Source organism: Kutzneria sp. NPDC052558 (assembly GCF_044547355.1).
Classification (GTDB): Bacteria; Actinomycetota; Actinomycetes; order Mycobacteriales; family Pseudonocardiaceae; genus Kutzneria.
This window is the reverse complement of record NZ_JBIUAG010000011.1, coordinates 270820-296943: the sequence shown is the minus strand read 5'-3', so window position 1 is coordinate 296943 and position 26124 is coordinate 270820. Positions and strand designations below refer to the sequence as shown.

The following is a 26124-nucleotide window of genomic DNA, read 5'->3' as shown; positions in this document are numbered from 1 at the left end:
ACAAGTTATACGTACAAACGGCCGATCAGTCACTACGTACCGGCGAGTAACTTGGCTCGGGTTCGACGCCGCGCCGCCGTCCGTCCTGAATGGACCGTCGCCGTTGTCCTTCACCGACAACGCCTTTGTCGATCACGAAAAACGCCCCTCGTATCCGAGGGGCGCTCGACGTGACGGCTGCTACGCCTGGATCGCGGCCCGGGTCAGCGTGGTGGCGGTCTGGACCAGACTGGCGATGGCCGCCTCGGGCGCCATGCCGTGCAGGTCGGTCAGCGAGAACAGCGCCTCGGCGCTGACCACCACGGCCAGGCCGTTCTTGAGCTGGGCCAACGCCTGCGGGTCGCGGCCGCCGAGCGTGCCGGCCAGCGGCGCGAGGGCGTAGTCGATGAGGCCGAAGCGCATGCCCGGCCGGGCGTCGGCCTGCTCGGGGCGGACGACGGTGGCGGCGATCATCGCCCGCACCACACCCTGGCGGGCCAGCACGTGCCGCAGCAGGAACTCGGTGGCGGCGGCGATGCGCACGATCGGGTCGTCGGAGTCGGCGACCGGGGCCAGCGCCTCTTGCGGGCTGGGTATCTGACCGGCGATGGCCTCCCGCAGCAGCGAGGCCAGGTCCGGGAAGTAGCGGTAGGCGGTGGCTTCCGACACCAGGGCCGCCTTGGCCACCTCGGGCATCGTCACCTCGCGGCCACTGCGGCTGAGCTCGGCCGCCGCCCGCACGATCGCTGTGCGGGTGCGGAGCTTCTGGTTCACCCGGCCCGAGGTGGTCTGCGCCATGCCGTCCATGCTACCCGATTCGTGAGAGAGCACTTGCATCACAATGCTAGGTTCATGAGAGTCAATTCTCACGAAGGAGGCTCCAGTGCCCGACGTCGCGATCACCGGCCCGGACGGCGGCGAGATCATCGAACTCGGCCCGGCCCGGATGCGGATCATGGAGGACGGCAGCGTCACCCAGCACCGGCTGGGCATCGGCGAGATCACCCTGGCCCCGCGCAGCGCCGGGCCGCCGCAGCACCGGCACGCCCAGCACGACGAGGGCTTCTACGTGGTGTCCGGCACCGTGCGGTTCACCGTCGGCGACCAGGACCACGTGGCCCCCAAGGGCACCCTGGTCATGGTGCCGCCGGGTGTGCCGCACACGTTCGCCAATCCCGGCGACGAGCCGGCCGTCATGCTCAACACCTTCACGCCCGACCTGTACGTGCAGTACTTCCGGGACCTGCGCGCAGTGGTCGCCGCCGACGGCGCCCTGACGCCCGCCGCCACCGTCGAGGTCATGAGCCGCTACGCCACCACGCCCGCCACCGACTTCGCCTGAGCCACCGCGGCGGGCCCCTTTCCCGGGGCCCGCCGCCGTCAGAACTCCTGCTTCACGAAGTCCTCGATCGCCGCCGCCGTCAGCTCCGCCGCCTCGATGTGCGGGAAGTGCCCCGCCCCCGGCGCCGGCACGAACCGGCCCCTGGCAAAGCTCTCCGCGAACGACCGTCCATAGTCGACGGTCGCGATGCCGTCCTGCTCGCCCCACACCACCAGCGCCGGCGCCTTCGCCCCGCGCAGCCGTCGCCGCAGCTTCGGGTCGTACATGAACGGCTCCCCCGCGTACACCGCCAGCGCCTCCTGGTTGGCCGCCGCCATCGCCCGCTGCTCCTCCGTCAGCGTCGACGGATCCAGCCGCAGCGCCGGGTTCACGAACGCCAGCTCCCCCAGCCGCTGCGGCGGCAATCCCCTGGTGTCGGTCAGCTTCCCGACCGCAGGGTCGATCCCGACCGCGTTCAGCAGCACCACCCCGCCGATCCGCCCCCAGCTGTCCCGGGTCGCCATCTCCGCCGCGATCCAGCCGCCGATCGAGCTGCCCACCACCAGCACCCGCTCCGCGTCCAGGCGTCCAAGCAGGTCCAGGTAGGCCACCGCCAGGTCGGCCACGCTGTCGCACCACTGCGGCCTCGGCCGTGCGTCGAACCCCGGGTGCGTCGGTGTCAGCACCGTCCGATCCCCCGGCAGCAGCCCCGCCAGCCCCGCCACCGACCTCGGCCCCGCGCCACCGTGCAGCACCAGCGCCGTCTCCCCCGCCCCTCCCCGCACGTCCACATCCACCGTCAGCCCGTTCCCGAGATCGACCACCATCGCCCGCCCCTTCGTAAGAGTCAACTCTCACGACTCTAGGATCGCCGCCCGCTTCATGCAAGTCCACTCTCACAAACGACGATGCCAGGAAGGCCAATACTGGCGCTGGACGGATCGGTCCCCCGATCGTGGTGGGGACGCTTGGAAGGGGGCTTTCCTCCACTCGGAGTGGAGGAAAGCCCCCTTCCAAGCGTCAAGGGGCGGCGGGTGGGGGGCGGGGAGGGGGGCTCGGGTGGTGATGGGTGGATCGTTCGAGTGATGATTTGCGGCGTGGAGATCGCGGCGGAGATTGTGGCCCTGGTGGTGGCGGTGCTGGCGGTCACGGCGGTGGCCCGGCGGCTGGACTGGTCGGCGCCGCTGTGCCTGATCGTGGTGGGCGTCGCGGTGTCGTTCGTGCCGGGGGTGCCGGAGTACCAGCTGGATCCGGAGGTGGTGCTGGTCGGGCTGCTGCCACCGCTGCTCTATTCGACGGCGATCCAGACCTCGCTGGTGGACTTCAACCGGCTGCGCGGGCCGATCGCGGTGCTGTCGGTGGGCCTGGTCCTGTTCACGACGGCGGGCGTGGGCGTGGTGGCGTGGCTGGTGATCCCGGGCCTGCCGCTGGCGGCGGGCTTCGCGCTGGGGGCGATCGTGGCCCCGCCGGACGCGGTGGCGGCGACGGCGGTGGCCCGCCGGGTGGCGATGCCCCGCAAGATGGTGCGGCTGCTGGAGGGCGAGAGCCTGTTCAACGACGCGGCGGCGCTGGTGGCCCTGCGCACGGCGATCGCGGCGATCGCGGGCTCGATCTCGTTGTGGCAGGTGGGCCTGGACTTCGTGTGGGCGGCGGTGGGCGGCGTGGTGGCGGGCCTGGTGGTGGGCTTCGTGGCCTCGCTGGTGCGCATGAAGCTGACGGAGCCGGTGGCCGACACGGCGCTGTCGTTCGCGGTGCCGTTCGTGGCCTACCTGCTGGGCGAGAGGATCTACGGCTCGGGCGTGCTGGCGGTGGTGGTGGCCGGCCTGATGCTGGGCCACCGGTCGCCGCGGGTGCTGTCGGGGGCGGCCCGCACGGCCAGCCGGCACAACTGGCAGACGGTGTCGTACCTGCTGGAGAACATCGTCTTTCTGCTGATCGGCCTGCAACTGCGGCACATCCTCACCGAGGTGGCGCACAGCGGCCTGTCGGTGCTGACGCTGACGTGGATCTGCGCGGCGGTGCTGGCGGCGACGATCGCGACCCGGATGCTGTGGCTGGTCGGTGTGGCCGCCGAGAAGCGGCTCACCGCGATGCTGGGCATGAAACGCAAGAAGGCGTGGCCGTGGCGGTATTCCGTGGTGATCGGCTGGGCCGGCATGCGCGGGGTGGTGACACTGGCGGCGGCGTTCGTGCTGTCGCCCGACACGCCGCAGCGGGTGGTGCTGGTGCTGGCGGCCTTCGTGGTGGTGGCGGGCACACTGCTGGTGCAGGGCACGACGCTGCCGCTGCTGGTGCGGCGGATGGGCCTGCCCGGCCCCGACCCGGCCCAGGATGCCTTGCAGGAAGCGGCTTTGCTGCACGACATGGTCCGGGCCGCGCTGGTCAAGCTGGACGAGATCACCACGCCGGAGGACCCGCCGGAGGTGGTGCAGGGCCTGCGGGACCGTCTCCGGGGCCGCACCGACGCGGCCTGGGAGCAGTTGGGCCGGCAGAGCGCGCTCAACGAGACGCCGAGCGACGCCTACCGCCGGCTGCGCCTGCAACTGCTGACGGTCGAGCGTGAGCACTGTTTGCGGGCACGGGACAAGGGCACCGCCGATGACGTGGTGTTGCGGCGGGTCCTGGAGCGGCTCGACATCGAAGAGTCCATGTTGGACCGTGACGAGGAGGAGCCGCCCCAGGAGGGCCGGGAGCTGCGCGCCCCGGCCTCGCTGGCCGAGGCGTGCAAGCACCTGGCCCACGAGTGGCGGGACGTCCCGGCCAGCAGCGCGGACAGCTGCGCCGCCTGCGTCGAGGAGGGCATCACCTGGGTGCACCTGCGGAAGTGCCTGAAGTGCGGCAACGTGGCGTGCTGCGATTCCTCGGTGGGCAAGCACGCCGACAAGCACTTCCGCGACACCCGGCACCCGGTGATGCGCAGCTACGAGCCGGGCGAGAGCTGGCGCTGGTGCTTCGTGGACAAGAAACTCGGCTAGGCCCTCCTGTTCACCCACCAGGCCAGCGGAAGGGCGATCAGCACCACTGCCTGGATGCCGAGCAACGCCGCGACGATGCCCCACCGGTCGGCCACCAGGCCGGCCCCCAGGGCGACGAGCGCGTAGAGCACGCTGCCCAGCAGTGACGCGAGCGACCCCATCGTCGCCCGTTCCCGGTCGGTGAATTCACGCTGTAGCAACGTCTGCTGGGCGATCGTCGAGATGCCGTAGGCTGGCGATCCCAGCAGCACGGGCGAAACCACCGTCGGCTTGACCAGCGCCACCGTGTTCGCCACGGCGTCGAACAGCTCACCGAACAGCAGCGTTCGGGCCGCACCCAGCTTCCCGATCACCCAGCCACTGGCCCGGAAGCCGGCGAAGGCCACCCCATGGCCGAAGGTGCGCCACAGGCCGAGTGTCCACAGTGGCCACAGACCGGCCACGAACACCGGCGACAACTGGGCCGCGCTTTCGCTGCTGTACCGGAGCGCCGACACCAGCGTCATCCGCTGTAGCACCGGATTGCCGCGGATGCCACGCAGGGCCGATCCCAGGTGCCCCAACACATTCGTCTCCAGCGGCCGGTGCACCCGTGGCTCCCGGATCCCCAACGCGACCAGCAGGCACAACACCTGCGGCACCACCGACAACACCACGACGGCACGCAGCGACCACGCGCCCGCCACCACGCCGCCGATCGCTGCCGCCACGGCCAGCGCGATCTGGAACATCGAGTTCACCCGGCCCGAGTGCCGGGCGAACTCCCCCTCCCGACCGATTTCGAGCAACGTGTCGTAGAGCAGGGATTCGTTGTTGCCGCTCCACAACGCGGTCGCCAATCCCTCCAGCACAACCGCTGCCAGCAGCACGCCGTACCCCGGCGCGCTGGCGTACCCGACGTGGGCGGCCACCATGGCCACCGCGCCGGCGATCATCGTCCCTCGCCGCCCGAGCCGGTCGGACAGCACCCCCGTTGGCACCTCGAACGCCGCCGAGGCCAGCATCTTCACCGCCAACACACTGGCCGCGGCGGCATACGACCCCGCCACCTGGGCGAAGTAGATGACCATGATCGGCCCGTACATGCGGAAATCACCGCAGAAGTTGAACCAACTCAACAACCGAACATTGCGAGGCACTACGAATTGACGTGTGGACAACGCAGAACTCCCGGAAGGCGAACGGAGACGCCAAGCGGCGCCTGGGGCCGGCAACACCTGTCACCTCGCCCCGGCGGGACCGGGATGTGCGCTGCTACCCGCGCAGGGTCACAAACCCGCGGTCACCAGGGGGCGAACGGAAGCTCCAGTCATCGTCACGAACATCATCGCTCCTCTTTTCCCCGGCGGACCGCATTCCGCAGCCGCGCCACCCTAGCGACCCCAGCACCAGCATGTCCACGGATATGGCAGCTGCGCCATGCGGGCCACACCACCGCACCCCGTCGAACAGGCTTCTCCGGATCGGCTAGTCGACCGGGAAGGTGGCGCCCAGGCCCATGCCGGTGATCCACTCGGGCACGGCCTCGTAGTCGGTCCAGACCAGGGGGCGGGCGAGGGCGGCGGCGCCGATGAGCCAGGTGCGGATCTCGTGGCCGCCGCTGCCGGCCTGGGACTCGAGGCCGATGTCGCCGAGGGCGGCGATGGGGGCGAGGTCGCCGGCAGTGAGCTGCTTGAGGAACCAGCGGTCCCAGTCGGAGTTGACGGGGGCGTTGGGGTCGCCGGCCATGGCCCGCACGCCGGGCTCACGGGCGGCCGCGAAGGCGCGGGCGTTCTTGCGGCCGTGGATCATCGAGGCCCGGCGCTCGCCCACGACCGCGGGGTCGCGAGGGTCGTTGGGGGGCAGCCAATGCGAGAGGCCGCCGCTGGCGACGATCAGGACACGGCCGGGGAAAGGGGCGGCGCGGAGGACGCGGCCGAGGGCCCGGCCGAGCTCAAGGCAGCGGGGCATGCTGGGCAGCGGAGGGGCGGCGGTGTTCACGACAAGGGGCACCATGGGCACGTCGCCGACGACCATGTCGTAGCTCTGCACAACGCCGTGGTCCACGGTCAGCGAGTACGAGAGCGAGAGGTCGAAGCCAGCGGCGGCGAGGCCGTCGCGGACCGACCACGCGAGCTCGCCGGCGACCGGCAGGGGACCCTCGCGGCTGGCGAAGTCGCCGAAGCCGACGGCCTCCTCCACACCCAGCACGAAAGGCGGCATGGCGTCGTAGAAGTTGGCGTGGAAGTGGTCCGGCCCGATCACCACGACGGCGTCGGGGCGGAGGGCGGCGACGGCGCGGCGGACCCGTTCGGCGGCGGCGAGGAAGGCGCCGCCGGGAGCGTCCACATCGGACGGTGGCATGAGGGTTGCGAACGGGGAGTGGGACAGCGCGACCAAGCCGACGAGTTCGCTCATGCGCTGTCCCCCAACAGAAAGTCGTTGTGCACGGCCAGATACTCAGAGACCTTCTCCCACTGCGGCCAGTGGCCGGCGTCGTTGATCACGTGCAGGCGGGCGTCGGGCAGCCATTCCAGCAGCAGCGCGGCCTCGTCGAGACCGCCGGTGGGGTCGTGGTCGGTCCACAGCAGCAGGGTGGGCGCCGTGATCTTGCCTACCCAGGCCGGTTCCCACGCGAAGTCGGCGCGCACCACCGGATCCTGCAACACCAGGGTGTTGGCGATGGCCCGGGTGAAGCCGTCCCGGCCATAGACCTTGCGGCGCAGCAGCACGAGCTCGTCGGTGACCATCTCCTTGTGGTGGAACAGGAACTCCACCCGGGGCCGCACGGTCGCGTCGGACGGGTCGGCGACCGCGGCCATGGTGCTGTCCCGCAGCCGGGCCATGACCTCGGGCTTGTTGGCGATGTTGCCGGGAGTGTTGAGCACCAGCCGGTCGACCCGCCCCGGGGCGTGCGCGGCGGTCCACGCGGCGACCCAGCCGCCGAGGGATTCCCCGGACAGGTGGGCGGATTCGATGCCCAGGGCGTCGAGCAGGTCCAGCAGGTGCTCGGACAGCACGTCGATCGTGTAGTGGCGGTCGGGCAGATCGGACCAGCCGTGGCCGACCATGTCGTACGCGGTGACGCGGAAATGCTCGGCCAGGCCGGCGATGTCCCGCGCGTACGCCTCCAGGTGGCCGCCGGTTCCGTGCAGCAGCACCAGATCCGGCCCGGCGCCGGCGCGCAGCACCCGGGTGCGCACGCCCCGCACGTCCACGTGCCGCAATTCGTGGTCCACATCGGACAGTTCATCCCAGATGGAGATATGCTCCGGCAACGCTTTCACGGCTTCTCCTCCCCGTACTCGGCCCGTGCCTCGGCCATGGTGGCCAGCCCGGCGCTCTGCCGCCGGCCGACGCCGAGCAGGCCGAGCAGCCGGGAGTTCTCGATGGTCAGGAACTCGACCGGCTGCTCGGCCGAGTCGTTGTAGTGGCGGTGCCAGGTCCACGGCGGCGTGTAGACGAAGTCACCGGTCGCCCAGGACTCGGTCTCGTCCTCGACCTCGCTGTGCCCGGTCCCGGAGATCACGTAGTGCACGGTCTCGTGGTGGTGGCGCTGCATGTCCGAGCTCAGGCCGGGCGGAATGGTCTGCCGGAAGATCTCGAACGACACGGTCGGCAGCCGGCCGGCGATGGACAGCGTGGTCGGGTTGTGCACCTGGTCGGCCGGCAGCCGTTCCAGCTCGGCGGCCCGCACGACGACCGGCCGCGCCGGGCTGGGCCGCACGCTGTCGCTGATCGCGCCGAGGAACTCGGCCATGCTGAAGTCCGGTCCGGACTGGGCCATCAGATCGTCTCCGTCCTGCCGCCGTCGACCGTGAGCACGGTCCCGTTCACGTAACTCGCCGCCCGAGAAGCCAGGAACGCCACCGTGGCCCCGATCTCGTCGGCGGTCGCCGGCCGCCAGGCCGGCACGCTCATGGCGTCGCGGGCGGCCACCTCGGCCAGCGTCGACCCGCTGGCCGCCGCCCGCGCGGCCAGCACCGAGGTCCGCCGACCGGTCAGGACGACGCCGTGGCCCTGGCGCAGCAGGTGGGCGGCGGTGGCGTGGCCGATGCCGGTGGCCCCGCCACCGACCAGTGCGGTTCGTGTGCTGATGTCGGCCTCCCCCGGTCGGTGCGGTCGGCGCTAGCCTGGCCGTCATGAACCGGGCAGGACAACGATGAGTCCCGCTGAGCGGGATGGCATGGGCGGCCTCGACCGCGCCGCGGCGATCCTGGGCGCGTTCGACGCCGGGCACCGCGAGCTGACGCTGGCCGGCCTGGTCGAGCGGTCCGGGCTGCCGCGCTCGACCGTGCACCGGACCGCCGACAAGATGATCCGGCTCGGCTGGCTGGACAAGCCCCGCGACCGCTACCGGGTGGGCAACCGGCTGTTCGAGATCTCCAGCCTGGCCCCGATCCGGCACGAGCTGCGCGAGTCGGTGCTGCCGTTCCTCCAGGACCTGCACCACGCCACCCGCACCACCGTGCAGCTCGGAGTGCTGGACGGGACCCAGATCCTGGTGGTGGAGAAGATCACCGGGCACCGGCCGATGCCGATGCTGGAGCAGGTCGGCGGGGCGGTGCCGGCCTACTGCTCGGGGCTGGGCCGGGCCATCCTGGCCTACTCCGACCCCGCGGTCGTGCAGAAGGTGCTGGCCGCCGGCCTGCCGGCCCGCACGCCGCGCACGCTGACCAACCCGGTGGCGGTGATGCGGGAGCTGACGGCGGTGCCGGACCAGGGCTGGGCGGTCGACCGCGAGGAGGGCGTGATCGGCGTGAGCTGCGTGGCCGCGCCGGTGTTCGGGCCGCTCGGCGAGGTGGTGGCGGCGATGTCGGTGACCGGCCCGAGCAAGCTGGTGCGGGCCGACCGGATCGGGCCGGCGGTCCGGCTGGCCGCCGCGGCGGCCTCCCGGGCGTACGCCAAGTCCCACTGAGCGGGACCCGTGATTGTGCCGGGCCCGTCCCCGAAGCCAGGCTGAGGATCCCACACAGAAGGAGGCGGCGGTGTCTCTCGGCGGCGGCTACATGCTCACGAACCGGCAGGGACGGCAGATCCCGGCCATCGGCCTCGGCATCACGATGAAGACCAATGGCGACTCCACCCGGGGCGCGTACTCCCTGTTCGAGTACGCGGTCCCCGGCGAGACCAGCGGCCCGCCGCCGCACCTGCACACCCGCGAGGACGAGTCGTTCGTCTGCCTGGCCGGCCGGCTGGACGTGATGCTCGGCGGCCAGGACTTCGTGCTGGAGCCGGGCGACTACCTGTTCCTGCCGCGCGATGTGGTGCACACGTTCCGCAACTCGGCCAGGGCCGAGGCGCGGGTGGTCTCCGTGGTCTCGCCGGCCGGGCTGGAGGACTACTACCAGGCGCTGGCCGACCTGCCGCCGGGACCGAAGGACATCGCCGTGCTCAAGGGCGTCATGGCCGACTTCGGCATCGTGCTCCAGCTGCCCGAGGCGGGCTGACCATGCGTGTCGCGGTCATCGGGGCCGGCGTCGCCGGGCTGGCCACCGCCAAGGTGCTGACGCAGGCCGGACACGAGGTCGTGGGCTACGACAAGGCGCCGGACCTGGGCGGGGTGTGGAGCCGCAGCCGCCGCTACCCGGGCGTCACCACCCAGAGCCCGAAGGCACAGTACTCGCTGTCGGACTTCCCCATGCCGGCCGACTATCCGCAGTGGCCGGACGGCGAGCAGGTGCAGCGCTACTTCGCCGCCTACGCCGAGAGATTCGGCGTCGACGGACTGTTCCGATTGGACACCGAGGTGGTGGCCGCGGAGCCGGCGGCCGGCCGCTGGCTGGTCGACGGCGAGCTGTTCGACCGGGTCGTGGTGGCCAACGGCGTGTTCTGCGAGCCGGCCGTGCCCGACTATCCGGGGCTGGCCGAGTTCACCGAGGCCGGCGGAAAGCTCTGTGCCGGCACGGAGTTCCACGACATCGAGGACGCGCGGGGCAAGCACGTGCTGGTCGTGGGCTACGGCAAGTCGGCCTGCGACGTGACCGTCGCGATCGGCGAGGTCGCGGCCAGCACCGACGTGATCGCCCGGCAGATGCTGTGGAAGGTGCCGCGGCTGATCGCCGGCAGGGTGAACTTCAAGATGTTGCTGCTGACCAGGATGGGCGAGGCCCTGTTCCGGTATCTGCGGCCGCGCGGAGTGGAGCGTTTCCTGCACGGCCCCGGCAACGGCCTGCGGCGGCGGATGCTCAACTCGGTCGGCTCGGTGTCGGTGCGGCAGTTCGGGTTGGCCGGGCTGGGGCTGGTGCCGCCCGGGCGTATGGAGGACATCGTCAAGGGCGCGATCGGCCTGGCCACCGAGGGATTCTTCGAGGGCGTGGCCGACGGCTCGATCACCGTGCGCCGGGACACGACCATCACCCGGCTGCTCGGCGGAAAGTCGCCGCGGGCCGAGCTGAGCGACGGCACGGTGCTGCCGGCCGATCTCGTGGTCTGTGCCACCGGTTTCCGCCAGGGCGTGCCGTTCCTGCCCGAGAGCGTGCAGCGGGAGCTGCTGGACGAGCGCGGCAACTTCATGCTGTACCGGCAGATCCGGCCGGTCTCGGCGCCGGGCCTGTACTTCAACGGCTACAACTCGTCGTTCTTCAGCCCGCTCAACGCCGAGATGGCCGCCGTGTGGATCGCCGCCGACCTGGCCGGCGCGGTCGACCTGCCGTCGGATTCCCAGATGCGCCAGGCGATCCGGGATCAGCTGGCGTTCATGGACGTCGCCACCGACACCCACCACTGCCGGGGCGCCAAGATCATCCCGTTCTCGATGCACAACGTGGACGAGGTGCTGGGCGACCTGGACGCCAACATCTCGGCACTGACGCGGGCGTCGCACTGGCTGAACCCGGTCGATCCCGCGGCCTACGCGGAGGTGACGCCGAAGGTGCTGGCCCGGCTGGTCAACGGCACGAAGCCGACAGCAGCGCCGCCGACCGCACCGCGTCGGTATGACCGCCCAGTCGGGCGAACGCCAGACGCGGATCGGCACACCGCAGATAGGGACGGTCGGCGGCCGATCCGGGCGGCAGAATGAGCGCGCCGACGCCGTGCGACAAAGCCTGTTTCAAATATCGATTATTCGAACAGAAGGCCAATCCGGCCGGGTCCTCGGAATCGGCCGGCGCCGGCCGCTCCAACAAAGTCCGGGCACGACACCTCGACGGCGTCGAGAACGGACGCCAACTCCCCCAACGTCCACGGCATCAGACGACCTCCCGCCCGTGCCGGAACGGGCTGATGCCGCGGCGGGACGGCCCGGCCAGGAACTCGACCAGCTGCGCCACCGGGCCGTTGGTCCACGAGTCCAGGTCGTGCCCGTCGCGTAACAGGTCGAAGACCCGCCGTAACTCGTGGTACTCGGCCGGCGGCATGCCGGATCGCCGCAGCCCCACCACGTTCAGCGCCCGGTGGGTGGCCGGATTGCCGTCAACACCGCAGAACGGCAGCACGTCCCGCGTCACCTTGGACATCGCGCCGACCACGGCCTGCCGGCCGATCCGCACGTGCTGGTGCACCCCGCACATGCCGCCGATCACCGCCCCGTCGTCGATCACCACGTGCCCGGCCAGGCCGACGGCCTGCGACACGATCACGCCGTCGCCGATCTGGCAGTCGTGCGCCACGTGCACCTGCCCCATGATCAGGCAGCCGGCGCCGATCCTGGTCGGCACGCCGCTGGTCGACCGGTGCACGATGGCCGCCTCGCGGATCACCGTGTCCGCCCCGATCTCCACGCCGGTTGGCCCGCCGCCGAAGGTCAGGTCCTGCGGATCCCCGCCCAGCACGGCATGCGAGTCCACCCGCACACCCGCAGCCAGCCGCACACAGCCGTGCACCACGGCGTAAGGACCGATGACCACATCGTCGGCCAGTTCGGCCTCGGGCGAGACGACCGCCGACGGATGAACCTGAACCAAGACCCCACCCCCAACGGGGCCATCATCCCACGATCACTCGCGCAGCAGACCCGCCATCACCATTGTGGCCAACGAATCCGCGGTCGCGGTGAGTTCCCGCTCGCTCACCGGCAGCTCACCGAACCGCCGCGCCAGCGGCCCCTGGGTCAGGGTCGAGATCGGCCCGGTGACCAGGGCGTACAACTGGAACAGCGGCACCGGCCGCATCCGGTCGGCCGCCACCAGTTGCGCTATCGACGGTTCGCACAACAGGAGCACCGGGGTGAGAAACCGTTGGTGCAGATAGTCCAGTCGGGCCGAATCCCGTGTCCCTTCATACGCCATCAGCCACGACAGCTGGGGACTGCGCACGGCGATCTGGTAGAAGCGCCGCACGATGCAGGCCAGCCGTTCGGCCGGATCCTCGAAGTGCTTGGTCAGCACGGGATCCAGCTGCCGGCGGGCGTCGGCCAGCGCGAAGTCGACCACGGCGTGCCAGAACGCGCCCTTGGAGCCGTAGCGGTCGTTGACGAAATTGTGGCTGACGCCGAGGCGATTGCCCAGCTCCCGCACCGAAGTCGCCTCGTAACCCAGCTCGGCGAACGCGTCCAGGCCGCGGCGCATGATCTCCGCCTCGGTCGGGGAGAGCACCGCACGCCGCTGCTGGATGGGCATCCCGCGATCCCTTTCGGTGGTGAGGAACAGATGCAACCACACGCGCAGCCCTCGTCGTGGGTCGAATTCGTCGAAAGTGACCCGGTGTACCGATACACCCGGGCCGGCCGGCGCGGACGACGTCGTCCATTCGGGACTCAGGACTCTAGCGGCTGTGCCACGCTGAGGGAATGCGCACGAGCCTGTACGAGTTCGCCGGCGGCGAGCCGGCCATTCTGGCGCTGGCCGCCGCGCACCACCGGCGCTGCCTGGCCGACCCCGAGCTCAACCATCCCTTCTCCCACCCGGACCAGCATCCGCGACACGTGGAGCGACTGGCCGCCTACTGGGCGGAGGTGCTCGGCGGCCCGGCCGGGTACTCGGCGATCGCCGACGGCCATTCCGGGGTGCTGCTGATGCACGCCCACAACGGCGACATGGACGACCTCGGCCGCCGGTTCGTCGCGTGCTTCGTCGCCGCCATGGACGACGCCAAGCTGCCGGCGGACCCGGAGTTCCGGGCGGCGATGCGGGCCTACATGGAGTGGGCCGTGGCCGATGTGCTGGTGTACGCGCCGAAGGACAGCGTGGTGCCGGCCGGGGCGGCCATGCCCCGCTGGTCCTGGGACGGACGTTCGGCGGGTTGACGGCGGTCGCCGCCATCCGGTAACCGAGTTCGTCCGAATTACCCGACTTTCGGCTCTGCCCGGGAAGAGCCGAGGCATCCTACGTTGGGCGCACCATCCGCTTGTGGCGCACGGGAACCCTGACACTCCAGCCCGGCGCCACCGGTCCCTGGAGGCGTGCCCCTTGAAGATCAGCAGGCTCTCTGCCGTCGCCGCCATGGCGTTGGCGCTGCTCGGCTTCGCCGCCGTGCCGGCCCAAGCCGCCAGCACGCCGAACATCGTCGGCGGCTCCACCGTCACCACCGCCCCGTCCTGGGCCGCCGCCGTCGGCGACAGCTCCGGCATGTGGTGTAGCGGCGAACTCGTGGCCAGCCAGTGGGTCCTCACCGCCGGCCACTGCGAAGGCGCCACCCAGATCCGCATCGGCTCGAAGAGCCTCAACAGCGGCGGGACGCTGGCCAAGGTCTCGAAGTGGGTCCCCAACCCCAAGTACAACGGCGGGGGCTACGACTTCTCGCTCTACAAGCTGACCGCCCCGGTCAGCCAGACGCCGATCCAGATCGCCAGCACCTCGCCGGCGGTCGGCGCCAAGGTCACCCTGTACGGCTTCGGCCAGACCTGCCCGACCCGCGGCTGCGGCGACATGAGCTCGACGCTGCGCCAGCTGTCCACCACCGTCTCGGCCGACAGCAACTGCGGCGGCATCGTCGGCAGCGTGGAACTGTGCTTCGCCACCACCGTGTCCGGCAGTGACTGCTACGGCGACTCCGGCGGCCCCGCCGTGGTCAACGGCCAGCTGGTCGGCACCGACAGCCGCGGCGCGGACGGCCCCGGCGCCGACACCTGCGGCAAGACCAAGTCCATCTACGGCGACGCCAGCTCGTCGTCCATCTCCTCCTGGGTCAAGTCGACGGTCGCCGCCGGCTAGCTCCGCTTTTCCGTCATGAAGGGCCCCTTCCTCGCGTTCACCGTGAGGAAGGGGCCCTTCATGACGTTACTGGCGCGTTCGCGCAGGTCATCGCGCTCCCCCCGGGGCTCGGGCCGGCATCGGCGCAGGTCGTCCCGCATACGGGGATCCCCGCGCGCCCGATCTCCCTGCCACCGCCTGACGGAGTCCTTACCCCCAACTGATAGACATGACGCTCCGAGCGCGAGGGGGTAGTCCGAACGTGAACGAGGAAGCCACGCATCCCGACATCAACTGGCGGCGCGTGCGCCGGTTCGGGTACGTGGTGGCGGCCGTGGTCATCGGGGTTCCGCTCATCGCGTTCGGCATCACCTACGGCGTGGTCGCCACGCCCGATCCGAAGTTGGTCGCCGACCAGCAGCAGACGGTGACGCTGTACTACTCGGACGGCTCGGTGATGACGACCATCGGCCCGACCGGCGGCGGCAACCGCACCGTGGTGCAGATCAGCCAGGTGCCGCGGGTCGTGCAGAAGGCGGTCGAGGCGGCCGAGGACGAGACGTTCGAGACCAACATCGGCCTGGGCGGCATCACCACCCAGTTCGTGCGGCTGGCCACCGGCGCGGACGCGCAGTCGCTGCCCGACCAGTGGGTGCAGCTGGTGCGGGCGGCCAAGCTGGGCCGTCAGCAGTCCAAGGACGACATCCTGGCCGGCTACCTGAACCTGGTCTACCTGGGCCGCGGCGCGTACGGCATCCAGGCCGCGGCGCAGGCGTACTTCGGCAAGAACGTCGGCGAGCTGGACGCGTCCGAGGCGGCGTTCCTGGCCGGCTGCATCGACCAGCCGGCCAAGGACGAGGACGAGACCTGGACCAAGCAGCAGTGGACGCACGTGCTGGACCGCATGGTGGCCAACGGCTGGCTGGGCCAGGACGAGCGGGCCCGCTACACCGTGCCGCCCAAGCCGATCATGCCGGTCACCGGCTCGCTGCCGCCGGCGCGGTCGTTCATCGTGCAGCAGGTGCTGGCCGAGGCCAAGCAGATGGCCGGGCTGGACGAGGACGTGCTGCGGCACGCCGGGGCGCAGGTGCACACCACCATCGACCCCAAGGCCCAGACCATGGCCGAGAGCGCGGCCCAGTCGCTGCGCTCGGCCGACCCGGACGTCGGCGACGCGCTGGTGTCGATCAACCCGAGCACCGGGGCGATCGTCTCGTGGTTCGGCGGCGACAACCCGGCCCAGGGCGTGGACACGGCCGACAACGCCGCCCAGCCGGGACCCACCTTCCAGCCGCTGGTGCTGATGGCCGCCCTCCGGACCAGCCCCCAGATCACGCTGGCCTCGCAGTACGACGGCACCAGCCCGCTGACCATCGGCGGGGTGTCGGTGAAGAACTTCAGCGGCGCCGACTGCGGCCCGCAGTGCGCCCTCGGCGACGCCATGCACAACAACACCAACACCGTCTTCTACAAGTTGACCGACGACATCGGCCCGGCGAAGGTGGCCACCACGGCCTTCGAGGCCGGCGTGGCCCAGACCCAGACCATCGGCGGCAAGACCGGGCCGGCGCTGCGCTCCAGCGACAAGGACCAGACCACCGACAGCATCGCCATGGGCTCCTACCCGGTGCGCCCCCGCGACATGGCGCAGGCGTACGCCACGCTCGCGGCCAACGGCAAGTACACGCCGGCGCACTTCATCAACGCCGTCGTGGCCTCCACCGGCGTCTCGCTCTACGACGCCAAGGCCAACGCGCACCTGGCGCCCACCCAGGTGTTCGAGACAGCCCAGGCCAAGATGGTCACCCAGTCCATGCTGACCGGCCCCGGGCTGGACGGCGGCCGCCCGGTCGCGGCCAAGGCCGGCTCGACCGCGTTCCTCGACACCGCCGACAACTCCGACGCCTGGACCGTCGGCTACACGCCGCAGGTCGTCACCGCGGTCTGGGTCGGCCACCGCAAGGACCTCGCCCCGATGAAGGAGGGCGTGGACGTGCCGACGAGCATCTGGCAGCAGTACATGAACGCCTACCTCCAGGGCAAGCCGGCCACCCAGTTCTAGCGCCACCAGGGGCGGTGTCGCTGCGCGGCCACCGCCCCGGCCGGCTCCACCAGCTCCATCAACCGTGGTGTCACGTGCCGCAGGTGCTCGCCCACCCACAGCGCCGTCGGCAGGTCCGGCACCGCGGTTCCGTTGGGCAGCACCGGGTCCCGCAGTTGCGGCGGGGCCAGCATCGGCACGTCGCCGTGGTCGGTGCGGTCCAGGCGCGAGGCCAGGTGGTCGAACCACGCCGCGAGCTGGCCGGCGTGGTCGCCGAGCAGCAGACGCAGCGGGTCGGGATCGCCCGGGGCGGTGGGGAGTCCGGCCAGGGAGTGCGCGGTGAGGCGGGCCCGCAGCGCCCCGGCGACCAGCCGCCACAGGTACTCCTTGGGCACCCGCTTGGTCCCCTGCTCGGCCAGGAAGCCCCGCAGCGCCTCGTCCAGGCGGATGCCGGCGGCGATGGCCGGGGAGGCGACCGGCGCGTCGGCCCGCAGGCCCAGCGCCCAGTGCGCGGAGTCGGACAGGTAGCGGCCGCCGGTGCGGAAGGCGTCGGCGAGGTCGTCAGCGACCAGCGACCCGGCGCCGCGCGGCCAGAACAGCACGCCGACCAGGAAGCTCACCGCGCAGCCGATCGCCACGTCCTCGATGCGCACGACGCCGATCTGCCAGCCGGCCGGCACCAGCAGGTTGAACAGCACCGACACGACCACTGTGAACGCCGCCTGCCCGGCCTCGAACGGCAGCACGCCCGGCGCGTACGCGGCGACCAGCACCGCCAGCGGCAGCGCCGTCCACAGCGCGGCGGTGCTGGAGCCGATGGCCAGCAGCAGCGCCGCGCCGATGACAAAGCCGACCACGGTGCCGATCAGGGCGCGCAGGGCCGTAGATCCGGTCGACGCGGCGTTGGTGCGCAGCACTGACAGCGTGCCGAGCACGACCCAGAAGCCGTGCTCCACGCCGGTCAGGTCGGCCACCGCCACCGCGACTGCCAGCGCGATGGCTCCCCGTGCGCTGTTGAGGAACCACACGGAGCGCAGGCTGGCGTGCCGTGACACCGCGTTGGCCACGGTCGTCAGGCCGGCCAGGCGGCTCTCGCTGACGGTGGGATCCGTGCCGTACCACCGTCTACGGCCGTTGGAGACGATGGTCGGGTCCGCCTTGTGCGCGGCGATGAGGGCGTCGGCCAGCGCCGTGTGCGCGGCGACGGCTGCTGTGCGCGCGTGGAACGACAGGTGCACCGCCGCCCCGAAGTCCGCGCTGTCGCTGCGCAGCTGCCGCAGGTGCTCCACGCTGTCGGCGAGGCTGCGCTCCAGGCAGTCCAGCTCCGGCTTGGTCGGCTCCCCCTCCAACACCGCCGCGACGTCCCGCAGCACGGTCGCCGTGTCGGTCAGCAGGCGACGCTCGACCTCGTCGATGTGCGTGAGGTCCTCGTACTCGTGCAGGCTGTCGCAGATCACCGACGTGCACCACTCCAGCAGGCCCACGAGGCTGTCCAGCGCCTGGTCCGCCGCGGCGAGCCCGGTCGGCCGGTATGGCGTCGCCGTGAACGTGGTGAGCAGGTTGTGCTTGCAGTCCAAGGCGTACTGGCGGTATTTGGGGTCACGGTCGCCCTGCAACGCCGCCGCCAGCAGGTCCGCCAGCGCGCGGGCGCTCTTCGACACGGCCCGCCGCAACTCGGCGCCTGGCGGCTTCGGCGACAGCACGAGCACGGCGATCGTGCCCACCACCGACGCCAGCCACCAGCCGGCCAGCCGCTCCGGGACCATGGCCATGGTGCCCGGGGAGGCCGCCGGCAGCACGTACGCCAGCAGCGCGGCGGTGGTGCCCGACGCCGCGTTCGGGCCGCCGACGCCGGCGAACAGCACCACGAACACCACCGGCAGCGTCACCAGCGTCGCCAGCACCACCGAGGTGTTCACCGCCGTGCCGATCACCAGCAGCACGCTGCCGGCCACCGCCAGGCCCAGGTGGGCGACGACCTTGTCCCGGGCCCGGCCGCCGAACGAGGCCAGCACCAGCGTGGCGAACCCGCCGAACGCCGCGAACGTCGCCACCTGGAGGTCACCGAGCACCGCGTAGCTGAACGCGAACAGCCCCGGCACCACCAGGGTCGCCCGCACTGCTCGCAACGCGGCCGGAGTGGACCACAGCCGCTGCACGCTGGTCATCGGGCGAGCATATTTGCGGTTCAGTCCCTGCGGAACGGCTCGCCGGCCGACAGGCCGTCCGGGTCCGCGCCCGTGAGCGGCGGCGGTCAGGGCGGGACGCGCCCTGGTCCTGCGCGTGCCTCGCCGGTTCCGCGTCCGATGTCCGGTTCCGCACCCCCCGGGTCTACGGCGTGCACACGCTGCCGGTGGCGTGGTGATCGCGGGTCTCATCCTGGCAACAACGCCGCGGTTTCGCGTCCTCGGCGGCGGCCCGGCGGCCATCATCGCTCGTCGTGTCCGTCGAAGCCCCCGCCGAGTGCCCGCAGTGCGCCGGCCCCCTGGTCAGCGAGCAGTCCACGATCGTCTGGTGCGCCGGATGCGACTGGAATCTGGACGCCTACGACGCCGAGCGGACGGGTCTGCTGGCCCGCTGGAACCACCGCACCGCGTTCCGGCTCAACCGTGAGATGTTCGGGGCGCTGGCCGGCGATGTCCCGCGCTCGCGCGGCTGGTCGACGGCCCGGGTCGTGCTGCTGACCGCCTCGGCGCTGCTGTTCGCCGTCACTGTCGGCCTCGCGGTCGGCGGCATCTGGCTGATCAGCTTCAACTTCCCGAACTTCGCGACGCTCCTGCTCGGGCTGGTGCTGCTGGCGCTGGCCGCGTTGCTGCGGCCTCGGCTGCACCGCTTCACCGACACGTACGACGCGGTGTCCCGCGAGGAGGCGCCGGCCCTGTTCGCCTTGGTCGAGCGGGTCGCCGCGGCGATCGGCGCGCCGGCGCCGTCGATCATCGTCGTCAACGGGGACTTCAACGCCTCGGCCGGAACCTACGGCCTGCGCCGCCGCACCGTGCTGCGGCTCGGCCTGCCGCTGTGGGGAGTGCTCGGCCCGCAGCAGCGGATCGCGCTGCTCGGCCACGAGCTCGGCCACTTCGTCAACGGCGATCCGACGCACGCATTGCTGACCCAGCAGGCGTTCCGCACGCTCGGCCAGGTCGCCGCCGTCCTCGCCCCGGAGGGCCTGCGCATGCGCCGCCCGGGCGAGCGGCTGGCCCAGCTCATCGTGTGGCCGTTGTTCTGGCTGGCCAGCCGGACCGCCGCGGCCGGCCAGATGGTGTTGCTGTGGGTGGGAATGCGCGAGCACCAGCGGGCCGAGTACGCCGCGGACGCCGCCGCCGCCCGCGTCGCCGGCACCGAGGCCACCGTCCGACTCCTCGACGACCTCGTCATCGGATCCTCGCTCGAACTCGCCATCCGCACCACCGAGCTGAACGCGCGGGCCCACCGCGGCGGCCTCGCCGGCGTCACCGCGTGGCAGTCGGCCGCCGCGCGCGTGCGGGCCGACCTCGCCGACCGGATACCCGTGCTGCGCCAGCGGACCATCCGCTCCGACGCCAACCTGGCCGAGTCCCACCCGCCGGCCGGGTACCGCGCCCGCATCGTCGAGTCCTGGCCGGCCACGCCCGCCGGCATCGAGCTCGACGCCGCCGACTCCGCTCGTGTCGACGCCGAACTGGCCAAGCGCTACACCCGGGTCGGCCGCGACATCGTCCAGGCCTGACCGGGACGCCGGGCCGATCCTGATCGACGCCACGCGGGCGTCGGCCGAACCGGCCCGGCCATCCCCCATCCGCGCGCGTCAGCTCTGGGTCAGCGCCTTGATCGTCAGCCGGCCGCCGTCGGTGGGCGAGTCGTTGGCCGGCGTCTGCTGGTAGTCGCCGACCTGGAAGCGGACGTCCTTGCCCTTGAACGAGGAGTTCAGCGGCACCGTCTGCTTGCCGGTCTTCCCGTTCGACGTGGCGGTCACGGTGAAGCCGGTGGCGTTCTCGGTGATCGTGTACGAGAAGGCCGCGTTCATCGGCACGTTGGTCAGCACCGTCGACAGGTCGCTGCCGGGCACGGTCGGGTTCTTGCGCACGGTCAGCGTGACGCGGCCCGAGTTGGCGGCGTCGGCCGAGGTGTGCCGGTAGTGCAGCATCAGCAGCGGCACCGAGGAGATCGGGCCGCCGCCGTGGATCTGGCCGATGATGATGTCCTGCGCGCTGGGCAGCTGCTTCATCACCATGGTGGCGGTCAGCGTGTGCGTGCCCGAACCGGCGTTGAAGTCGTTGTCGCTGACCAGTTCCGTGCGCGGATGCGGCGAGTTCGGCGTGTGCGCGCCCTTGGTCGGCGCGAAAAAGGTCAGGCTGCCGTCGGCCTCGCGGGTCAGCCACGGCGCGGTGACCTTGGCCGGGCTGACGGTCGTGGACGCGCCGCTCTGCTTGCCGGCGGAGTCGACCGGCAGCGTCAGCCGAAAGCCGGACAGCGACACCGAGGTCGCCGCGTTGGCCGGGCCCTGCGCCGTGGCGACGCCCCAGACCCCGGCGCCGAGCACGGCCGCCACCGCCGCGACCCCGATAACCACCCGCCGTTTATGCATGTGAACCGCCCTTTCGTGTCTACAGGGGAGGGGACGCGGCCAGGACGTCAACCGGTTCAGACGACGAGCGACCGATCCGGGACCCGCCGTCGCGAACGGCCTATTGAAACAGGATGTAAACGTTTGTAGCCTCCGACCCATGGACCGGGTGAGTCGTCGTCGCATCGTCACTCTGGGGGCCGCCGGCGCGGCCGCACTGGCCGTGCCGCTGGCCGGCGCCGCTGCCGCCGAGCCGGCCGCTCCGGCTTCACCGGCGGGAGAACTGTTCGATGTCACGGAGTTCGGGGCTCGCGGCGACGGCGTCACGATCGACACCGCGGCGATCAACCGCGCCATCGACGCCGCGGCCAAACGCGGCGGCACGGTGTTCTTCCCGGCCGGCGCCTACGCCAGCTATTCCGTGCACCTCAAGAGCAACGTCGCCCTCTACCTGGGGCACAACGCCACCCTGCTGGCCGCCGCGCCCGCGAACGGCAAGGGCTACGACCCGGCCGAGCAGCCCGGGGCCGGCAACAACTACCAGGACTTCGGGCACAGCCACTGGCACAACAGCCTGATCTGGGGCGAAAACCTGGTCAACGTGACCATCGGCGGGCCCGGCACGATCGACGGCAAGGGACTGGTCAGCGGGGGCAGCGCCGAGTCGCAGCCGTTGCAGGGCAACAAGGCCATCGCCCTGAAGCTGTGCCGCGACGTGGTGATCAGGGACGTCACCATGGTCAACGGTGGGCACTTCTGCATCCTGCCCACCGGCGTGGACAACTTCCGCATCGACAACGTCGTGATGGACACCAACCGCGACGGCATCGACATCGACTGCTGCAAGAACGTGCGGATCTCCAACACCACCGTCAACTCCCCCAACGACGACGCCATCGTGCTGAAGGCCTCGTACGCGCTGGGCTACGCCCGCGACACCGAGAACGTCACCATCGACAACTGCTTCGTCAGCGGCTACGACCTGGGCACGCTGGTCAACGGCACGTACAAGACGGCGGCGTTCGGCCGCACCGGCCGGATCAAGTGCGGCACCGAGTCCAACGGCGGCTTCAAGAACATCGCCATCTCCAACGTCGTGTTCGAGCACTGCCGGGGGCTGGCGTTCGAGACCGTGGACGGCGGCGCGCTGGAGGACATCACGGTCAGCAACATCACCATGCGCGACGTGCAGATGCCGATCTTCTTCCGCCTCGGCGCACGCATGCGCGGCCCGGCCGGCGTGCCGGTCGGCACCCTGCGCCGGGTCAGCATCGCCAACCTCATCGCCCACAACTGCGATCCCCGCTACCCCTCGGCGATCGCCGGCATCCCCGGCCACCGCGTCGAGGACGTGCGGATCAGCAACGTGCGGCACCACATGGTCGGCGAGCTGTCGCGCGGCGGCGTGCCCGAGAACCCGCCCGAGGCGGAGAACGCCTACCCGGAGCCGACCATGTTCGGCACGCTGCCGGCCTACGGCTTGTTCATCCGGCATGTCGAGGGCGTCACCCTGGACAACGTCGAGGTCCGCTACGAGCAGCCGGACACCCGGCCCGCGTTCGCGCTGCGGGACGTGGTCGACGCCGACTTCCACCACGTGAAGGCCGACAAGGCGGCCGACGCGCCGACCTTCGTGCTCGACGACGTGTCCGACTTCCGGGTGACCACCAGCCGGCCGGTGGCCGACACGCAGGTGGACCAGACCGGTCACACAGAGCTCTGATCGGCGTTATACCAGGCGAAACGACCGGTCACGGCCTATCGTGACCGGTCGTGGACCTTCCAGTGATGCCACCGGTGCGGCCGATGCTCGCCAAGGCCGTGCACGAGGTGCCGACGGCCGAGGGGCTGCTGTACGAGCCCAAGTGGGACGGCTTCCGCTGCATCGTCTTCCGCGACGGGGACGAGGTCGAGCTGGGCTCCCGCAACGACCGGCCGCTGACCCGCTACTTCCCCGAACTCGTCGACCTGCTGCTCGAAGTCCTGCCGCCGCGGTGTGTGGTGGACGGCGAGATCGTCGTCGTCACCGGCGACGGGCTGGACTTCGACACGCTCCAGAACCGCCTGCACCCGGCCGCTTCCCGGGTGCGGAAGCTGGCCGTCGAGACTCCCGCCAGCTTCGTCGCCTTCGACCTGCTGGCGCTGGGGGACGACAGCCTGATGGACGAGCCGTTCACCCGTCGGCGTGAGCTGCTGGAGACCGTCATCGGCGGCGACCTGGCCCGTATCCACATCACTCCCCTGACCCGGGATCCGGCCGTGGCCGCCGACTGGTTCACCCGGTTCGAGGGGGCCGGTTTCGACGGCGTCATGGCCAAGCCCGGCGACCTGCCCTACGAGCAGGACAAGCGGGTGATGTGGAAGGTCAAGCACGAGCGGACGGCCGACTGTGTGGTGGCCGGCTTCCGCTGGCACAAGGACGGCAACGGCGTCGGGTCCCTGCTGCTCGGTCTGTACGACGACAACGGCACCCTGCATCACGTCGGCGTCGCCAGCAGCATGACCGCCGCGCGGCGCAAGGAACTCGTCGACGAGCTGGCGCCGCTGCGCTCGAACGCCCTGCAGACGCATCCGTGGCGGCAGTGGGCGCAGGCCCAGACCGAGGCCGGCGGCCGGATGCCCGGCGGGCAGAGCCGGTGGAGCGCCGGCAAGGACCTCAGCTGGGAACCCCTGCGGCCCGAACTGGTGGCCGAGGTGCGGTACGAGCACGTCATGGCCGGGCGGCTGCGGCACGGCGGGCGGCTGGTCCGCTTCCGTCCGGACCGGGAACCTTCCTCCTGCACGTACTCGCAACTGGACCAGATCGCCCCGGCCGAGTTGAAGGCGCTGTTCGGGGCATGATCGTCGAGGGCGTGGAGATCACCCATCCGGAGAAGGTGTTCTTCAGCAAGATCGGGGCCACCAAGCTGGACCTGGTCCGCTACTACCAGGCCGTCGCCGAGCCCTTCCTGGCCACGGTGCGCGGGCGGCCGTTGCTGATGGAGCGCTATCCCGAGGGGGCCGGCGGGAAGTCCTTCTTCCAGAAGCGGGTTCCGAAGTCCGCGCCTTCGTGGTTGCAGACGACCGTCGTCTCCACGCCCAACGGCACCACCAGCGACGCCTTGGTCGCCGCCGATCTCGCGCATGTGCTGTGGGCCGTGAACATGGGGTGCCTGGGGTTTCACGTGTGGCCCATCCACGCCGCGAACCCCGACGTGACCGATGAGTTGCGGATCGACCTGGACCCCTCGCCCGGCGTCGGGTTCCCGCAGATCCAGGAGGCGGCGTTCCTGGTGCGGGATTTCCTGGCCGAGTGCGGGATCTCGGCGTACGTGAAGACCACCGGGTCCCGGGGACTGCACATCTACGTGCGGCTTGAGCAGCGGTGGGACGGGTATCAGGTCCGGGCCGGTGCGGTGGCTCTGGCCCGGGAGTTGGAGCGCCGCCACCCCGCTCTGATCACCGCCCAGTGGTGGAAGGAGGAACGCGGTAGCCGAGTCTTCGTCGACTTCAACCAGAACGCCCCGCACAAGACCGTTTTCGGGGCCTGGTGCGCGCGGCCCCGGGTCGGCGGTCAGGTGTCGACTCCCATTTCGTGGGAGCAGGTTTCCTCGGTGGAGCCCGATTCGCTGACTGTCGAGACCGTTCCGTCCTTTGTGGAGGAACACGGGGACGCCTGGGCCGGGATGAACGCGGCGCCGCAGTCCTTGGCGCCGTTGCTGGAGCGGTCGGCGCGGGACATGGCCGCGGGACTGATGGATGCGCCTTGGCCGCCGGTGTATCCGAAGATGCCGAACGAGCCTCCTCGGGTCGCGCCCAGCCGGGCTCGGCGGGAGTAGCGGGCAGTCACTGCACCGCGCCGGCGGCGGCGACCATGGACTGGTACCAAGCGGCCCATGGGGTGTTGGAGGCCGGGTAGTTGGCCAGCGGGGTGGTGGCCAGGGAGGCGGAGTCGAAGTCCCAGCCGCGGACCACATGGCCGGACTGGCGCGACGAGATGACGAACGAGGAATTGGTGGCGGGGGCGGCGTAGAACAGGGCCCCTTGCTGGAGTTGGGCGCTGTCGCCGGACTGGAACTCGTCGAAGGCGGTCTGCTGGTAGCGGATGCGGCCGCCGGTGACGGCGGAAGTGGTGTAGCGCAGGGTTTGGGCCTCGGTGGGGCCGTCGGCGGCGGTGTAGACGGAGACGGAGTGGCCGGCGGAGGCCTTGTCCGGCAACGGGCTGCTGGTCCTGGCGTTGGCGGACCACGAGACGGTGGTGCCGGACAACACGCCGGACCAGGTCCAGTTCTGGCTGTTCGACTGGCTCCTGTGGATCTCCACCAGGGCGCCGGGGCCGGTGAAGGCCACCGTGGGCGTGACGCCGGAGTCGTACTTGTGGCTGGCCTGCCAGGTGATCTCGCCGTCGGAGCCGAGCTGGCCGACGTGGTACCAGAGGGCTCCCAGGCCGGAATCGTGCACCTCGACCAGCTGGCCGGAGTCGTTGAGGGCCACCGCTGGCGTGACGCCGGAGTCGAACTTGCCGTGGCGAAGCCACGTCACGCTGCCGTCGGCGGCCAGGACGCCGGTCCAGTACCAGAGGGAGCCGGAGCCGTTGTCGTGGACTTCGACGATCTGGCCATGGGCGTTGACGGCGACGGCGGGGTGGTAGCCGGTGTCGCGCTTGTACTCGGTGCGGGTGCCGGCGTCGCCGGACAGCAAGGGCAGGACCCGGCCGCGGAGGGAGTCGACCGACGGGGACCCGACGTAGTCGGCGGGGTGCAGCAGGCTCGAACCGAAGGCGGACTGGAGCTCCTGGTTCAGGGCGCTCAGGTTGCCGGTGGCGAAGTCGGGGTTGTCGGTGAGGTCGTCCTTGAGGTCGAGCATGACGACCAAGGGGGCGTGGCCGGGATGCGCGGCGGACCAGGTGGCGATCATGGCCAGCCAGTCGTGCAGCAGGTTCGACGCGGGATTGCCGGCATGGTCGACGAGATCGCCGGGGCCGCTGTGGCCGACGGAGTAGTCGTGGTTGGCCGCGTAGTCGTTGTCGTGGACGTCGAGCTCGACGAAGCGGACGCCGTGGTCGAGCTGGTACGGGATGGAGTTCTTGGCCCCGTCGACATTGCCGGAGTAGCTGTTGTGCGTGGCCAGGAACACCGAGTCCACGAAAGCCGGGCTCGCCTGGGGGCCGGCGACGAGCGTGGCGGCCGCGGTCAGAGCGGTCAGGTATGCGCTGAGGCGGATCACCGGCCCAT

Annotated in this window: 24 protein-coding genes and 1 pseudogene; 12 read left to right on the top strand and 13 right to left on the bottom strand. The window is 71.0% G+C overall.

The genetic code is table 11. The features are described from left to right. Positions 1-180 precede the first annotated feature (180 nt). The gene (locus ACIG5F_RS21820) at positions 181-777 is read right to left on the bottom strand and encodes a TetR/AcrR family transcriptional regulator (protein ID WP_396520103.1); all 597 of its coding nucleotides are present in this window, start codon (positions 775-777) and stop codon (positions 181-183) included. 85 nt (positions 778-862) lie between these two features. Here ACIG5F_RS21820 and ACIG5F_RS21815 point away from each other — a divergent pair, with 85 nt between their 5' ends. Then, a complete protein-coding gene (locus ACIG5F_RS21815) occupies positions 863-1321 on the top strand; it encodes a cupin domain-containing protein (protein ID WP_396520101.1) in 459 nt (152 codons plus the stop codon). A gap of 38 nt (positions 1322-1359) precedes the next feature. On the opposite strand, the gene ACIG5F_RS21810 is transcribed toward ACIG5F_RS21815, so the two are convergent. Then, positions 1360-2127 carry an alpha/beta fold hydrolase gene (locus ACIG5F_RS21810; protein WP_396520099.1) on the bottom strand — a complete coding sequence of 256 codons (768 nt, stop codon included), beginning with the start codon at positions 2125-2127 and terminating at the stop codon, positions 1360-1362. A gap of 270 nt (positions 2128-2397) precedes the next feature. Here ACIG5F_RS21810 and ACIG5F_RS21805 point away from each other — a divergent pair, with 270 nt between their 5' ends. Continuing rightward, positions 2398-4275, top strand: coding sequence for a Na+/H+ antiporter (locus ACIG5F_RS21805; RefSeq protein WP_396520097.1), 1878 nt, complete (start codon positions 2398-2400; stop codon positions 4273-4275). Here the strand turns inward: ACIG5F_RS21805 and ACIG5F_RS21800 are convergent. The 5 genes from ACIG5F_RS21800 to ACIG5F_RS21780 all read right to left on the bottom strand — a co-directional run bounded on the left by ACIG5F_RS21800 (position 4272) and on the right by ACIG5F_RS21780 (position 8238). Next, positions 4272-5393 (bottom strand): MFS transporter, encoded by a 1122-nt coding sequence (locus ACIG5F_RS21800; RefSeq protein ID WP_396520095.1) that lies wholly within the window; start codon positions 5391-5393, stop codon positions 4272-4274. The two genes, ACIG5F_RS21805 and ACIG5F_RS21800, sit on opposite strands and share 4 nt — an antisense overlap. Positions 5394-5742: 349 nt before the next feature. Continuing rightward, entirely contained in the window at positions 5743-6672 is a 930-nt protein-coding gene (locus ACIG5F_RS21795; protein ID WP_396520093.1) for a 2,3-dihydroxyphenylpropionate 1,2-dioxygenase, read from the bottom strand. Beyond that, positions 6669-7541: an alpha/beta fold hydrolase gene (locus ACIG5F_RS21790; protein ID WP_396520091.1), complete on the bottom strand. Its 873-nt coding sequence runs from the start codon at positions 7539-7541 to the stop codon at positions 6669-6671. The genes ACIG5F_RS21795 and ACIG5F_RS21790 overlap by 4 nt, the downstream gene beginning before the upstream one ends. Beyond that, positions 7538-8041 (bottom strand): cupin domain-containing protein, encoded by a 504-nt coding sequence (locus tag ACIG5F_RS21785; protein ID WP_396520089.1) that lies wholly within the window; start codon positions 8039-8041, stop codon positions 7538-7540. The genes ACIG5F_RS21790 and ACIG5F_RS21785 overlap by 4 nt, the downstream gene beginning before the upstream one ends. Then, positions 8041-8238 carry an SDR family oxidoreductase gene (locus tag ACIG5F_RS21780; RefSeq protein ID WP_396520087.1) on the bottom strand — a complete coding sequence of 66 codons (198 nt, stop codon included), beginning with the start codon at positions 8236-8238 and terminating at the stop codon, positions 8041-8043. The genes ACIG5F_RS21785 and ACIG5F_RS21780 overlap by 1 nt, the downstream gene beginning before the upstream one ends. Before the next feature lie 178 nt (positions 8239-8416). Here ACIG5F_RS21780 and ACIG5F_RS21775 point away from each other — a divergent pair, with 178 nt between their 5' ends. From ACIG5F_RS21775 to ACIG5F_RS21765, 3 genes are all read left to right on the top strand, one after another. Continuing rightward, a complete protein-coding gene (locus ACIG5F_RS21775; RefSeq protein WP_396520085.1) occupies positions 8417-9172 on the top strand; it encodes an IclR family transcriptional regulator in 756 nt (251 codons plus the stop codon). A gap of 70 nt (positions 9173-9242) precedes the next feature. Further along, on the top strand, positions 9243-9704 hold the full coding sequence (locus ACIG5F_RS21770; RefSeq protein ID WP_396520083.1) for a cupin domain-containing protein: 462 nt from the start codon (positions 9243-9245) through the stop codon (positions 9702-9704). Between the two features lie 2 nt (positions 9705-9706). Next, positions 9707-11278, top strand: a complete 1572-nt coding sequence (locus ACIG5F_RS21765) for a flavin-containing monooxygenase (RefSeq protein ID WP_396520081.1) — start codon at positions 9707-9709, stop codon at positions 11276-11278. Here ACIG5F_RS21765 and ACIG5F_RS21760 read toward each other — a convergent pair. The 3 genes and pseudogenes from ACIG5F_RS21760 to ACIG5F_RS21750 all read right to left on the bottom strand — a co-directional run. Further along, positions 11262-11339: pseudogene (locus ACIG5F_RS21760) on the bottom strand (hypothetical protein); the annotation flags it as partial. The gene ACIG5F_RS21765 and the pseudogene ACIG5F_RS21760 sit on opposite strands and share 17 nt — an antisense overlap. A 108-nt stretch (positions 11340-11447) precedes the next feature. Then, on the bottom strand, positions 11448-12161 hold the full coding sequence (gene lpxA, locus ACIG5F_RS21755) for an acyl-ACP--UDP-N-acetylglucosamine O-acyltransferase (RefSeq protein WP_396520079.1): 714 nt from the start codon (positions 12159-12161) through the stop codon (positions 11448-11450). Between the two features lie 33 nt (positions 12162-12194). Beyond that, positions 12195-12815, bottom strand: coding sequence for a TetR/AcrR family transcriptional regulator (locus ACIG5F_RS21750; RefSeq protein ID WP_396520078.1), 621 nt, complete (start codon positions 12813-12815; stop codon positions 12195-12197). A gap of 170 nt (positions 12816-12985) precedes the next feature. Between ACIG5F_RS21750 and ACIG5F_RS21745 the strand changes: the two genes are divergently transcribed. The 3 genes from ACIG5F_RS21745 (at position 12986) to ACIG5F_RS21735 (ending at position 16389) form a co-directional block, all read left to right on the top strand. Beyond that, entirely contained in the window at positions 12986-13441 is a 456-nt protein-coding gene (locus ACIG5F_RS21745) for an oxidoreductase (RefSeq protein WP_396520076.1), read from the top strand. A gap of 163 nt (positions 13442-13604) precedes the next feature. Next, positions 13605-14348 (top strand): S1 family peptidase, encoded by a 744-nt coding sequence (locus ACIG5F_RS21740; RefSeq protein WP_396520074.1) that lies wholly within the window; start codon positions 13605-13607, stop codon positions 14346-14348. 241 nt (positions 14349-14589) lie between these two features. Next, complete coding sequence (locus ACIG5F_RS21735; protein ID WP_396520072.1) at positions 14590-16389, top strand: transglycosylase domain-containing protein; 1800 nt, start codon at positions 14590-14592, stop codon at positions 16387-16389. On the opposite strand, the gene ACIG5F_RS21730 is transcribed toward ACIG5F_RS21735, so the two are convergent. Further along, positions 16386-18536: an FUSC family protein gene (locus tag ACIG5F_RS21730; protein ID WP_396520070.1), complete on the bottom strand. Its 2151-nt coding sequence runs from the start codon at positions 18534-18536 to the stop codon at positions 16386-16388. The two genes, ACIG5F_RS21735 and ACIG5F_RS21730, sit on opposite strands and share 4 nt — an antisense overlap. 272 nt (positions 18537-18808) lie before the next feature. Here ACIG5F_RS21730 and ACIG5F_RS21725 point away from each other — a divergent pair, with 272 nt between their 5' ends. Then, positions 18809-20074, top strand: coding sequence for a M48 family metallopeptidase (locus ACIG5F_RS21725; protein WP_396520068.1), 1266 nt, complete (start codon positions 18809-18811; stop codon positions 20072-20074). A gap of 78 nt (positions 20075-20152) precedes the next feature. Here the strand turns inward: ACIG5F_RS21725 and ACIG5F_RS21720 are convergent, their stop codons facing one another. Continuing rightward, on the bottom strand, positions 20153-20917 hold the full coding sequence (locus tag ACIG5F_RS21720; protein WP_396520066.1) for a polysaccharide lyase family 7 protein: 765 nt from the start codon (positions 20915-20917) through the stop codon (positions 20153-20155). Positions 20918-21071: 154 nt separating this feature from the next. Here ACIG5F_RS21720 and ACIG5F_RS21715 point away from each other — a divergent pair, with 154 nt between their 5' ends. From ACIG5F_RS21715 to ligD, 3 genes are read left to right on the top strand one after another with little or no spacing between them, the layout of a single operon-like run. After that, complete coding sequence (locus ACIG5F_RS21715; RefSeq protein ID WP_396520064.1) at positions 21072-22634, top strand: glycoside hydrolase family 28 protein; 1563 nt, start codon at positions 21072-21074, stop codon at positions 22632-22634. Positions 22635-22684: 50 nt separating this feature from the next. Beyond that, complete coding sequence (locus ACIG5F_RS21710; RefSeq protein ID WP_396520062.1) at positions 22685-23752, top strand: ATP-dependent DNA ligase; 1068 nt, start codon at positions 22685-22687, stop codon at positions 23750-23752. Beyond that, positions 23749-24729: a non-homologous end-joining DNA ligase gene (gene ligD, locus ACIG5F_RS21705; protein ID WP_396520060.1), complete on the top strand. Its 981-nt coding sequence runs from the start codon at positions 23749-23751 to the stop codon at positions 24727-24729. Before ACIG5F_RS21710 ends, ligD begins: the two co-directional genes overlap by 4 nt. A gap of 7 nt (positions 24730-24736) precedes the next feature. Here ligD and ACIG5F_RS21700 read toward each other — a convergent pair whose 3' ends face one another. Continuing rightward, a complete protein-coding gene (locus ACIG5F_RS21700) occupies positions 24737-26116 on the bottom strand; it encodes a hypothetical protein (RefSeq protein WP_396520059.1) in 1380 nt (459 codons plus the stop codon). Between the last annotated feature and the right edge of the window lie 8 nt (positions 26117-26124).